Origin of the sequence: Candidatus Halocynthiibacter alkanivorans, assembly GCF_003333265.1 — a bacterium.
GTDB classification, from domain to species: domain Bacteria; phylum Pseudomonadota; class Alphaproteobacteria; order Rhodobacterales; family Rhodobacteraceae; genus Halocyntiibacter_A; species Halocyntiibacter_A alkanivorans.
On record NZ_QOLB01000112.1, the window covers coordinates 13,585 to 25,572 of the forward strand.

The following is an 11,988-nucleotide window of genomic DNA, read 5'->3' on the forward strand; positions in this document are numbered from 1 at the left end:
TGGCCTGAACAGGAACAGGCCCCGCCATCTCTGGCAGGGCCTGTTGTATACAATCGTGACGGGCCAAAGCCCGGTCTTTGCGATCAAAGAGCCTCAGTCATCGTTGATGTCACGATGCCAGATCTTCACCTGACCTTTGCGCAGGCCAAACACCTTGTGCAATATCAGCCAGGCCAAAAGCGACAGCAGCGCAAACACCACCAGTTTCAGTGGCAGCGCGCCCGCCAGCCAGGCCGCCGCCGGTGGCAACAGCAACAACAAGCCGACCGCCAGCGCGCCCAGCGCAAAGCCGAGAAAAATGAACGCAGGTGCCATGATCTCAAGAATGGCCAGCACCAGCGCCGCCGAGACCCAGACCCACCACAGATCCCACATTATTTGCCACCTTTCAGCATGTTGAACGCGTCACCAAATGCATCCAGCGCCGCCGCCGGCAACAACACCGTCTGCTTGCCTTCGCCGGCGCCGACCGCCACCAGGGCTTCGACCTGTTTCAGCGCCACCTGATACTGCGCCGCCTCAATGCCGTTTTCCTTGATCGCGCGCGCCACCACCTCGGTCGCGTAAGCTTCCGCATCGGCCGAGACCCGGCGCGCCTTGGCCGCCTGCTCCGCCTTATAAAGTTCCGCATCCGCATTCAGTTCGACCGCGCGTTTGCTGCCCTCGGCCTCGGTGACCGCCGCCCGGCGCGCCCGTTCCGCATTCAGCTGCTGCAACATCGCTTCGCGCGTGGCATTGTCGAGATTCACATCGAGAATCTCCGCCCGCGTCACCTCAATGCCCCAGTCATCCACCGCCGCTTCAACTTCCACCTTGATGCGGGAAATCAACTGCTGGCGGTTGGACTGCACCTCATCCAGCTCCATCGAGCCGATGCCCGAACGCACGATACCGGCCACTGTTGTGGCAATCGCCGCATCCACATCGCGGATCCGGTAGACGGTCTTTTCAGGCTCTAATATGCGGTAAAACACCGAAGTCTCCACTTCCACCAGCACATTGTCCGCGGTGATCGCATCCTGGTTCGCGTTGGGCAACTGCCGCTCCAGCACCGAAATCTTGTGCCGTACCCGGTCCAGAAACGGCACGATAAAGTTAATGCCAGGCCCAAGCACTGAGCGCAGCCGCCCAAAGCGTTCAACCACAAATTTTTCCGACTGCGGTACGATACGCACCCCAAGCATCACGCATAAAAGAATGAACCCCGCCAGCAACAGCAGCATCAGGTTCTCGCTCAACAGATCAATCAGCACCGTTTCCAAATCCATTCCAGGCCTCACCTTATCCATAATTAAAATCCAGTTCTTACCCCCTGTTCCGGCGGCTCAATTTGAACTCTAGGCATTGTCGCCGGCAATTGCGACCGCTATCCTGGCGCCATGCCCAGCCTGTGCCGAGATTGTCTGACCCCCTTTGAGAGCGGTCGCCGCTGCCCCTCCTGCGGGCGCCCCCGGGTGAAATCGCACCCGGAACTGTTTGAGCTGTCCATCGCCCATATGGACTGCGACGCTTTTTATGCCAGTGTGGAAAAACGCGACAACCCGGCAATCCGCGACAAGCCGGTGATCATCGGCGGCGGCCGGCGCGGCGTGGTCTCCACTGCTTGTTACATTGCGCGCATCAAAGGTGTGCATTCGGCGATGCCAATGTTCCAGGCCTTAAAACTCTGTCCCGAAGCGGTGATCGTGAAGCCGCGCATGGAAGTCTATGTCGAAGCCTCCCGCGCCATCCGCGCCCTGATGGAAGAGCTGACCCCAAAGATTGAACCGCTGTCGCTGGACGAAGCCTTCATGGATCTCACCGGCACCACCAGATTACACGGCGCACCGCCGGCAGTGATGCTGGCCCGGCTGGTGAAACGGATGAAAGACGAGATCGGCATTACCGGCTCCATCGGGTTGTCGCACAATAAATTCCTCGCCAAAGTCGCCTCCGATCTGGACAAACCACGTGGGTTTTCGGTGATCGGCAAGGCGGAGACCGATGACTTTCTGCGCGACCGCCCGGTCAGCCTGATCTGGGGTGTGGGCGCTGTCAGCCGCGCCAATCTGGAACGCGCCGGCATCCGCACATTTGCCGATCTGCTGCGCTGGGACCGGCGCGATCTGCACGAGCGTTTTGGTTCCATGGGCGAAAGGCTTTGGCACCTGGCGCGCGGCGAAGACCGCCGGCCGGTCTCGGCCCATGCGCCGGTGAAATCAATCTCCAACGAGACCACGTTTTCCGAGGACACCAGCAGCACCGAAATTCTCGACGGCCATATCTGGCGACTGGCGGAACAGGTGTCAGACCGGGCCAAGGCGCGGGACCGGGCCGGGCGCATCATCACGCTCAAGCTCAAACGCCACGACCATACTTCCCTGTCGCGCCGCCTGACCCTGCCCGACGCCACCCAGATGGCCGACCGCATCTACCGCACCGCCCGCGACCTGTTTGACCAGGTCGGCAATCAGGGCCCCTACCGGCTGATCGGGGTTGGATTGTCCGATATCATCGCCTCCAGCCAGGCCGACCTGACCCAGGACCTGCTCGATCCCAAAGCCTCCCAACGTGCAAAGGCCGAACGCGCCACCGATGAAATCCGCGCCCGCTTTGGCAAAGATGCGATTGTAAAAGGCCGCTCCCTGCGCTGATGGCCAGTCCGGCGTAAAGCAACGGGTCCAAAGCAGTGCACCCGGTTGAGAACACGCCACCCCGGCACCCGGTTCACCCGGCGAAGCCACGGAACAGGTTCACCGCGCCGATCCGGATTGGAAGGTCAGAGCAACCGCCGGCCACATTTGCAGTTATTTTCCACCGGCGGCTTCACTGGCCACACGCACCGATGCAACCTCTGACAGCATGCGTTGGCAGCCACATCGCCATCCGCAGCCGACGCACTGGCATCGACACAGGCAGTCTCGCCCGCTACTGCGCCGCCAGCCTTACGTCACTGCGCCCGATCTGCACCAGCTCTGCGGCCACCTCGCGCATCATTGCTTTTAATTCGTCAAAACCACCGTGGCGGGTAAGCCCCGCCTCATCCATATACAGCGCCCGGTCAATTTCCACCTGCACCGCATGACGCCCTACCGAGGGGCGGCCATACTGGCGCACCATATAGACACCGGCAAAGGGTGCATTGCGCGCCACCCGCAAGCCGGTGCGCTGAAACGCCGCTTCCACCTGGTCCATGATATCGCTGTCCGTTGCGGCGCCAAACCGGTCCCCCAGCACAATCTGCGGTGCGCCGGCGACCTGGGCCACAGCTTCATGCGGCATCGAGTGGCAATCAATCAGCAGCGACTGGCCAAAAGAAGCCACCGCCTCGGCCAGCAGTTGATCCAGCGCGCCGTGATAGGGGTACCAGACCTGCTGCAGCCGTTCCGCCGCCTCCGCGCCGGTTATTTTGCCCCGGTAAATCGCGCGCCCACCAGCCACAACGCGGGGAATCACCCCCAGACCCGAGCTGACCCGCGGATTTATCCCGACCCGTGCAAGCCCGGCAATCAAAGCCGGATCCAGCTCGTCACAGCTGCGGTTCAGATCGACAAACGCACGCGGCGCTTCTGCCACCAGCAACGGCGCCCCCAACTGCGGCACATCTTCAAACAACAGGTCGACCCAGGCATCTTCTGACGAACGAATCGCCTGCCGGCTCAAGACCGACTGCTCCAGAAATGCCGCCGGATAGGCGCGGCCGCTGTGGGGCACCGCAAACACGGTGCCGCTGACCTGTTTTTCAGGCCGGATCAGACGGAATGAGCTCATAAATATCCCTTCTCCTCTGCCCGATCATCTTGCGGCAAATTTTTCCTGATCAAAACCCCCTGTAAGCCCTTGTAAGCCCCTCCGACTCCATTTATACGCACGCAGACCGAGCAGGATTTCTGGTAAAGGGTTCATTTGAACCATGTATCAGGCATCGGGTTCCGGGCGTATAGCTCAGTGGTAGAGCACTACGTTGACATCGTAGGGGTCACAAGTTCGAACCTTGTTACGCCCACCATCCCGTCCCTTGAGGACACAGTTTTAATTGGCGCAGCAGCGCCGGCAAGTAGGAGAAGGTCTTATGAAAGTCCGCAACTCGCTTCGCTCGCTGAAGAGCCGGCACCGTGACTGCCGTATCGTGCGCCGTAAAGGCCGCGTTTATGTCATCAACAAAACGCAGCCGCGCTTCAAAGCCCGTCAGGGCTGAAGTCAGCAGCAGCTGAATTTAAAAGGGTCGTTCTCCGGAACGGCCCTTTTTCTTTGCGGGCGTCATTCCACCGGCCCGGTGCCTCCCCAAACCTCCTCCGTCACGCCAGCTCCAACTTTTGCCGCGCGCTTTTTAAATCGATGCGCGCAGGGATGCCGTGTTTCTGCTGTGGGGCACCTACACCCGCCGCCAATCTTGACCCCCGGCACAAACAGGCGAATAATCCCGCCATACAGGCCTTCGTAATTTCACATTACAATGGAGGTAATCATGACATCTCTCACTTCCCCCATCACAGCGGCGCTGTTGGGCTGGCTTGCCGCCACCGGCATGTCTCTCGCGCAAGAAGACATGGGGGCCATGTTCGCCCCGGTGCCGGACGCGGCCATGGGCCCGATGGTTGACCAGCAAATGGGCTACATGACCCAGGAACTTGGCGACGGGCTTTACTGGCTGACGGACGGCACCTATCAGACCATGTTCCTGACCACCGGCGAAGGCGTGATCATCGTCGATGCACCGCCCAGCATGGGGCAAAACCTGCTCAATGCGGTGGCCAGCGTGACGGACGAGCCTATCACCCATGTGATCTACAGCCACAGCCACGGTGACCATATCGGCGCCGCATCACTTTACGGACCTGGCGTCACCATCATCGCGCAACAGGAAACCGCGCGCCATCTCACCGAAAAACAAGACCCCAACCGTCCGGTGCCGACCCAGGTATTTGACGACAGCCTGACGCTGAACATCGGCACCCAGGTGCTGCAGCTCGACTACCTCGGCGTCAACCACAACCCGGGCAATATATTCATCTATGCGCCAAAGCAAAAAGTGTTGATGCTGGTGGATGTGGTGTTTCCCGGCTGGACCCCCTTCCCGGATCTGGCGCTGGCCGAAGACGTGGAGGGCTTTTTTGCAGCCCAGGATCAGGTCCTGACCTATGAGTTCGACAATTTTATCGGCGGACATCTGACCCGTCTCGGCACCCGGGCCGATGTCGAGACCCAGATCGCCTATTTTGATGACATCGTTGTTGCGGCTGGCAAAGCCAATGGCGCAATGGATTTTGGCGCCGCTTTTGGTGAAGCAATGGAACGTGGTGGCGGCAATAATATCTGGGCCGTGGTAAAAATCGCCTTTGACCGTGTCGCCCGTCAATGCGCGGATGAGGTTGAAGCCAAATGGATGGACCGGCTCGGCGGTGTAGATGTGTTCACCTTTGACCACTGCTGGAAGATCTCAGAATTCCAGCGCATCGACTGAGTGCTCTCCGCCGGGCGCAGCCGCTGGCTACAGGCAAAAACCGGCCAGAAGCCCGAACTACAAACCTGGGCCGCAAACCTCGGCTGCAAGCACGGGCCACAAGTACGGGCCACAGGCACGGACAAGAAAGCATCGCGGGCCTGGATTTTTTCCGGGCCCGCCGTTTCATTGGGCTATGATTACCGCCCCGGGCACAGCTTCACCCCGGCAAGCAAATCCGCTGCTCTGGCGGCGCATGCAGACAGGGCATAGCTGCCGGCCTCAGCGCGCGCCCGAAGTGTCCTCATTTTCACTCCCCGGCTCAGCGTCTGCCAACGGACTACGAATGGTCCCGGCCTGCCCCTCGCGCTCCAGCGGCATGCAGTTGTTTGACAGCTGCCATTTCTGCGACAGCCAGTTCAGCTGGTTCAGCACGTCGCGCATTTCCAGCCCGCGTTCGGTCAGCGAATAGGACACTTCCGGCGGAATCGTCGGTTTGTAGTCCCGGTGCACCAGCCCGGCATCCTCCAGTTTGCGCAGCCTCTCAGTCAACACACGGGACGATATCCCGGAGACCAACCGCTTCAACTCGCCAAATCTGACAATTTCATGCGTCGCCAGACGCCACAGGATATATGTGGTCCATGGCCCTGAAATCACACGTAAAAGTCCGTCCATCGGGCAGGAAACTGGTGCCTCTGAAAACTTCATTTTACGTCCTTTCTGGGTGGTTACTATAAAATACCTACTTTTTAAAAATTATCAACCCGCCTACTTGCATTACAGAGCAACACAGTAGGAAAGCACAGACATGACTCGCAAACCAAAAGTCGCCGTCGTTTATCACAGCGGTTACGGCCACACCAAAGTTCAGGCCGAAGCCGTTCTTGCCGGCGCACAATCCGTAACCGGGGTGGACGCCGTGCTCATTGAGGCCGCCGAGGCCGCTGACAACATCGACCAGTTCGCCGATACAGACGCCATCATCTTCGGTTCCCCCACCTATATGGGTACTGTCTCTGCCCAGTTCAAAGCCTTCATGGATGCCTCCTCCGGCGCCTGGATGAACCTGAGCTGGAAGGATAAAATCGCCGGCGGTTTCACCAATTCCGCCAGCCAGGTCGGCGACAAAACCGGCACGTTGCAGACCCTGTCGGTCTTTGCCGCCCAGCACGGCATGATCTGGGTCGGGCTGGATCTGCCGCCCGGCAACAACGCCAGCAACGGCTCTGACGACAACATGAACCGCATGGGCGCCAGCCTGGGCGCGATGGCTCAGTCGCTGGCGGATGCCGGCCCGGATGTAGCGCCACCTTCCGCAGATCAGCGCACCGCGCATCACTATGGTGCCCGCATCGCCAACGCCGCCCTGCGTTGGGCCGCATAAGCCAAATCACCATGCAGAAGGGCCGCCCACATGGACGGCCCTTCCAACGTTCACGACACTAAGATCAGTCCAGCGGTTCAAAATGGCAGGAGAAATGCCGCATCATTTTGGGCTCCCAGCTGATCCGGTAGCCGCGCAGCGCGTCTTTCTGCGCCACCAACTCTTCAAACACCTCAACGATGTAATCGGCATGGGACTGGGTATAGGTGCGACGCGGCATCGCCAGCCGCACCAGATCCATCATCGCCGGCACTTCGCTGCCATCGGGCTGACGGCCAAACATCACGGTGCCGATCTCGCAGCTGCGGATGCCGCCGACCTCATAAAGCGCACAGGCCAGCGCCTGACCGGGATACTGCAGCGGGTCAATATGGGACAACCACCTGCGCGCATCAATGAACACCGCGTGTCCGCCGGCCGGTTTCACCACCGGAATGCCAAGCGCGTCCAAACGCTCAACGATGTATTCGTTGGTGCGGATGCGGTAGCGCAAGTAATCCTCGTCGACGATTTCCACCAGCCCCTGGGCAATCGCCTCAAGATCGCGCCCAGCCAGGCCGCCATAGGTCGGAAAGCCCTCGGTCTGGATCAGTTTTGCCCGCGCCAAAGCGGCCAGCTCGCCGTCATTCAGCGCCAGCCAACCGCCGATATTGGCAAAACCATCCTTCTTGGCGCTCATGGTCATACCATCTGCGCAGGAAAAACAGTCGCGCACGATATCCTTGATCGACCGGTCGCCCTGGCCTGGTTCCCGCTGTTTGATGAACCAGGCGTTTTCGGCGAACCGGCAACCGTCGATGATAAAGGGCTTGCCATGCGCCCGCGCGATCAAAGCCACCGCCCGGATATTTTCCAGGCTCACCGGCTGGCCACCGCCGGCATTGTTGGTCAGGGTGATCATCACGCAGGGCACCGTGTCGCCATGCTCCACCATGAACGCCTCAAGCCGCGTCAGATCCATATTGCCCTTGAACGGATGCAAGCTGGCCGGGTCCTTGCCCTCTTCAATCACCAGATCAAAAGCACGCGCACCACTGGATTCGATATTGCCCCGGGTGGTGTCAAAATGGGTGTTGTTGGGAATGTTGCGTCCCGCCCCGCCCAGGATCGAAAACAGAATTGCCTCCGCCGCCCGTCCCTGGTGGGTCGGAATGATATGCTCAAACGGCATCAGATCCTGCACCGCCGCGGTGAACCGGGCGAACGAAGGCGACCCGGCATAGCTCTCATCTCCGCGCATCATCGCCGCCCATTGCTCCGAGCTCATCGCGCCGGTGCCACTGTCGGTCAGCAGATCAATCAGCACGTCTTTGGACTGCAACCCAAACAGATTGTAATGCGCGGCAGTCAGCAGCTCGCGGCGCTGTTCGCGCGTCGTCATGCGGATGGTTTCGACCGATTTGATGCGGAAGGGTTCAATAATAGTTCTCATCAGCGCTCTCCAAGAGACGACCCCGAAAACATCGCGACAACCACACACACGAACGGGGCCTTGCGCTGCGGTTGCCGGCTTTCGCCAACCGCGCTCAGCGCCCAGTAGGTTGCCCCAGATTTTTACGCGCTGGCCAGCCGCCCTGTCAACGGGCCAGTAAACGCCCTTGCAAACGCGCCAGTCAGCCGACCAGGCCTGCAGCGCAGCCAAAACCACCAGAGGCACGGGGACCTCAGAGATATTTGTCACCGTTGACCGGCAAAGCGCCCGGCGCGAAACTGATGCACAAACACAGAGGATCTCGCCAAACAGCTATTCAGATCACGCAACAGGGAGACCACCATGGCGCATGCAGGCAAATTCTGGGACCGGATCGCCAAACGTTATGCCCGCTCCCCCGTCGCCGATGAAGCCGCTTACCGGCACAAACTGCAGGTCACCCAGGATTATCTGGAGCCTGAGATGGAGCTGCTGGAAATTGGCTGCGGCACCGGCAGCACCGCAATCACCCACGCGCCTTTTGTGCACCACATCCGCGCGGTGGATATCTCGGAAAAGATGCTCGCCTTTGCCCGCGACAAAGCCAGCGCCGCCAATGTCAGAAATGTCCGGTTTGAACAGGCGGCCATCGATGAAATCGAGCTGCCCGACGCGGGCTATGATGTGGTGCTTGCGCTCAGCATTCTGCACCTGGTGGAGGACAGGGACGCGGTGATCGCCAGACTACATCAGGCATTGAGACCGGGTGGATTTTTCATCAGCAGCACCGCCTGCCTTGGCGACAAGATGGGTTTTTTCAAATTCATCGCGCCGCTGGGCCACGCGCTCGGCCTGTTGCCGGTGCTGCGGGTCTTTACCAGCCAGGATCTGCAAGACAGCCTGACCCGCGCCGGGTTTGAGATCAATTACCGCTGGCAGACGGCGCCGGGCAAAGCGCTGTTTATCGTTGCGGGCAAAGCCGGCTCCTGACGAGCGGGCAGCAATTGGCAGCAGGTGGACCCGCTGCGGCGACAAAAATTGTCGCGGAGCCGGTCGGGTCTGGCGCCGCGCCAGGTGATGCCCCGCCACTTGCAGCTCAGACCTGTGGCCGCGTGCTCACCGAAACCGGGTTGCCGGACGGATCGCGTGCATTGGCGAATTCATAGCCGTCGCCGTGATGAACCGGCCCGAACTCCAGCCCCTTCGCGCCGGCCGCCTGACAAAACGCCACCACATCCGGAACCGTAAACACCAGTTTCACGAGTGACTGCCCCTGTTTCTGGCCTTTGCCGGCCGGATGCAGCAGCAGCCCCGTTCCGCCATCCGGATCCGTCAGCTCGACAATCCGGTCGCCCTCGGCCTGCACGGCAGTGAATCCAAAATGAAGATGATAGAACGCGACCATTTCTTCAACGCGTCTGGTGTAAATCAAAACTCTGTTCAACATCTGACCACCCGCAACTTGCTGAGCCCGAGATCACCGGACCGGACAGAGACAGACAATCACGCCAGATCAACTCTGACAATCCTGTGCCAATTTCAGATGTTCACGTTTCGGGTCTGGTTTTGCACAACCCATGCCCTGAAATGTGCAAAATTCATATAAGTTCGCAGCCCCGGGGAAGAGACCAGGACTGCGAACGCCTGGTTAACTATCGTAGTCGCGCTGATCGTCAATAACGATGCCGTCGTTCGGCAAAGATCCGGGCAAAACCTGCTCAATCCTGCCCTTCATTTTCAACGTCGCAACCACGGACGTCGCCCAGGCATCTGTGTCGCCACCGGCAGCTTCAACCTGCACCGTCAGCGCATCCATATCGCCCTCTCTTGTGGCAATGACACGGGCTTTGCTGATCTCCGGATGGGCGGCGACAAAATCGGCGACCTGCTCCGGACGTACAAACATGCCCTTGATCTTGGTGGTCTGATCGGCGCGCCCCATCCAGCCTTTGATGCGCGTATTGCTGCGGCCACAAGGGCTTACGCCCTCCATCACGGCTGACAGATCACCGGTGGCAAAGCGGATAAGCGGGTAGTCAGGGTTCAGCGATGTCACCACCACCTCGCCCACTTCACCCGGCGCCACCGGAATACCAGTGCCGGGGCGCACGATTTCGACAAGCACGCCCTCATCGACAATCATCCCCTCCATCGCTGCGGATTCATAGGCGATATTGCCGAGATCGGCGGTGGCATAGCATTGCAGACAGGCGATGCCGCGATCCGCATAATACTGACGCAAGGACGGAAACAGCGCGCCGCCGCCAACAGCGGCCTTGGTAATGCCCAGGCTGATGCCCATGGCATCGGCCTTTTCCAGGATGATTTTCAGATAGTCCGGCGTACCAGCATATGCAGTGGTTCCAATGTCTTGCGCCGCACGCACCTGCAATTCGGTCTGCCCGGTGCCCGCCGGAATCACCGCAGCACCGACAGCGCGTGCGCCGTTTTCAAAAATCATCCCCGCCGGGGTCAGGTGATAGCCAAAACAGTTCTGAACGATATCGCCTTTGCCGATGCCTGCCGCATGCAGAAACCGCCCCATGCGCCACCAGTCATCGCTGCTGCGCCCGGGTTCATAGATTGGACCGGGGGACTGGAAAATATGGTCCATCTGATGCGCCGCCAGGGTGGTAAAACCCCCAAATGGTGCATTTTTTTTCTGTGCGTTCACCAGGTCGGATTTACGCAGAACCGGCAGCTCTGCCAGTGCCTTAGCATCCGTAACTGAGGCGGCATCCACCCCGGAAAGCAGCGTCTCATAGCCTGGCGCCTTCATCGCGTTAACGATTTGCGCCGGCAAGGCCTGGGCCAGCGCGGAGGCACGTTCATCAGTGCTCCGCGTTTCTAAACGGTCAAAAAAGGACATAATATTCTCCTGGTTACGCCAGCCAGCGCTTGCGACGACGATAGGACCGAACGTCCCGGAAACTCTTGCGGCCGCCTTCCGACATGCCGAGGTAAAACTCTTTAATATCAGGGTTTTCGCGCAGATTGGCTGCGGAGCCTTCCATCACAACACGTCCCGATTCCAGAATGTATCCGTGATGGGCATAACGCAGTGCAACATTGGTATTCTGCTCGGCCAGAAGGAAGGTAACCCCTTCTTTTTCATTGATAGATTTTACAATCTCAAAGATCTGTTCCACCAGTTGTGGCGCCAGCCCCATGGACGGCTCATCCAACAGAACCATCTCCGGCCGGCTCATCAAAGCCCGCCCGATCGCGATCATCTGCTGCTCGCCGCCCGACGTGTAACCCGCCTGGCTTTTGCGCCGCTCTTTCAGCCGCGGGAAATAGCTGTAGACCATTTCCAGATCCTGCGCCGTTTCCCGTTTTGATTTGCGAGTATAGGCCCCGGTTAACAGGTTTTCTTCAACGGTAAGGTGTTCAAAACAATGACGTCCTTCCATCACCTGGATCACGCCTTTGCGCACCAGATCGGCGGGTGCCAGGTCATTAATGACCTGACCCTGGTAGGTAATCGAGCCCTTGGTGACCTCGCCACGCTCCGAGTGAAGCAGGTTAGAAATCGCCTTCAGCGTCGTGGTCTTGCCCGCGCCGTTGCCACCCAGCAAAGCGATAATCCCGCCTTTGGGCACCGTCAGGCTGACCCCTTTCAACACCAGGATCACATGGCTATAGATCACTTCGATATTGTTGACCTCAAGCAAGGTCTCTGTTGTGTGTCCCGTGTCGAGCATCAGTTTTATCCCGAATTACGTGTTTGGATCAGAGGGCCAGCGGTTGCCAGCCCTCTGGAATTGG

Annotated in this window: 13 protein-coding genes and 1 tRNA gene; 6 read left to right on the forward strand and 8 right to left on the reverse strand. The window is 59.5% G+C overall.

Features of this window, described 5'->3' with window-relative positions; genetic code table 11:
- Positions 1–93 precede the first annotated feature (93 nt).
- Entirely contained in the window at positions 94–378 is a 285-nt protein-coding gene (locus DWA01_RS13270) for a hypothetical protein (protein WP_419187008.1), read from the reverse strand.
- The gene (locus DWA01_RS13275) at positions 375–1,268 is read right to left on the reverse strand and encodes an SPFH domain-containing protein (RefSeq protein WP_114286301.1); all 894 of its coding nucleotides are present in this window, start codon (positions 1,266–1,268) and stop codon (positions 375–377) included. The genes DWA01_RS13270 and DWA01_RS13275 overlap by 4 nt, the downstream gene beginning before the upstream one ends.
- 111 nt (positions 1,269–1,379) lie before the next feature.
- Here DWA01_RS13275 and DWA01_RS13280 point away from each other — a divergent pair, with 111 nt between their 5' ends.
- On the forward strand, positions 1,380–2,633 hold the full coding sequence (locus DWA01_RS13280; RefSeq protein ID WP_114286302.1) for a DNA polymerase IV: 1,254 nt from the start codon (positions 1,380–1,382) through the stop codon (positions 2,631–2,633).
- Positions 2,634–2,907: 274 nt separating this feature from the next.
- Here DWA01_RS13280 and DWA01_RS13285 read toward each other — a convergent pair whose 3' ends face one another.
- A complete protein-coding gene (locus tag DWA01_RS13285) occupies positions 2,908–3,750 on the reverse strand; it encodes an N-formylglutamate amidohydrolase (protein ID WP_200832578.1) in 843 nt (280 codons plus the stop codon).
- A gap of 163 nt (positions 3,751–3,913) precedes the next feature.
- Here DWA01_RS13285 and DWA01_RS13290 point away from each other — a divergent pair.
- The 3 genes from DWA01_RS13290 (at position 3,914) to DWA01_RS13300 (ending at position 5,443) form a co-directional block, all read left to right on the forward strand.
- Positions 3,914–3,988: transfer RNA gene (locus tag DWA01_RS13290), tRNA-Val, on the forward strand.
- 63 nt (positions 3,989–4,051) lie between these two features.
- Positions 4,052–4,177 (forward strand): type B 50S ribosomal protein L36, encoded by a 126-nt coding sequence (ykgO, locus tag DWA01_RS13295; protein WP_085850311.1) that lies wholly within the window; start codon positions 4,052–4,054, stop codon positions 4,175–4,177.
- Between the two features lie 270 nt (positions 4,178–4,447).
- Complete coding sequence (locus tag DWA01_RS13300; protein WP_200832579.1) at positions 4,448–5,443, forward strand: MBL fold metallo-hydrolase; 996 nt, start codon at positions 4,448–4,450, stop codon at positions 5,441–5,443.
- A 261-nt stretch (positions 5,444–5,704) separates the two neighbouring features.
- On the opposite strand, the gene DWA01_RS13310 is transcribed toward DWA01_RS13300, so the two are convergent.
- On the reverse strand, positions 5,705–6,133 hold the full coding sequence (locus DWA01_RS13310; RefSeq protein ID WP_235008550.1) for a winged helix-turn-helix transcriptional regulator: 429 nt from the start codon (positions 6,131–6,133) through the stop codon (positions 5,705–5,707).
- Positions 6,134–6,233: 100 nt separating this feature from the next.
- Here DWA01_RS13310 and DWA01_RS13315 point away from each other — a divergent pair, with 100 nt between their 5' ends.
- Positions 6,234–6,809: a flavodoxin family protein gene (locus DWA01_RS13315; RefSeq protein ID WP_114286306.1), complete on the forward strand. Its 576-nt coding sequence runs from the start codon at positions 6,234–6,236 to the stop codon at positions 6,807–6,809.
- Between the two features lie 64 nt (positions 6,810–6,873).
- On the opposite strand, the gene DWA01_RS13320 is transcribed toward DWA01_RS13315, so the two are convergent.
- Positions 6,874–8,241 carry a tryptophanase gene (locus tag DWA01_RS13320; protein WP_114286307.1) on the reverse strand — a complete coding sequence of 456 codons (1,368 nt, stop codon included), beginning with the start codon at positions 8,239–8,241 and terminating at the stop codon, positions 6,874–6,876.
- 342 nt (positions 8,242–8,583) lie between these two features.
- On the opposite strand from DWA01_RS13320, the gene DWA01_RS13325 reads away from it, so the two are divergent.
- The gene (locus tag DWA01_RS13325) at positions 8,584–9,210 is read left to right on the forward strand and encodes a class I SAM-dependent methyltransferase (RefSeq protein WP_114286308.1); all 627 of its coding nucleotides are present in this window, start codon (positions 8,584–8,586) and stop codon (positions 9,208–9,210) included.
- A gap of 106 nt (positions 9,211–9,316) precedes the next feature.
- Here the strand turns inward: DWA01_RS13325 and DWA01_RS13330 are convergent, their stop codons facing one another.
- The 3 genes from DWA01_RS13330 to DWA01_RS13340 form a co-directional block, all read right to left on the reverse strand.
- Positions 9,317–9,667 carry a VOC family protein gene (locus DWA01_RS13330; RefSeq protein ID WP_114286309.1) on the reverse strand — a complete coding sequence of 117 codons (351 nt, stop codon included), beginning with the start codon at positions 9,665–9,667 and terminating at the stop codon, positions 9,317–9,319.
- 201 nt (positions 9,668–9,868) lie between these two features.
- Positions 9,869–11,089, reverse strand: coding sequence for a phenylacetate--CoA ligase family protein (locus DWA01_RS13335; protein ID WP_114286310.1), 1,221 nt, complete (start codon positions 11,087–11,089; stop codon positions 9,869–9,871).
- Between the two features lie 13 nt (positions 11,090–11,102).
- Positions 11,103–11,924, reverse strand: coding sequence for an ABC transporter ATP-binding protein (locus tag DWA01_RS13340; protein ID WP_114286311.1), 822 nt, complete (start codon positions 11,922–11,924; stop codon positions 11,103–11,105).
- Positions 11,925–11,988 lie beyond the last annotated feature (64 nt).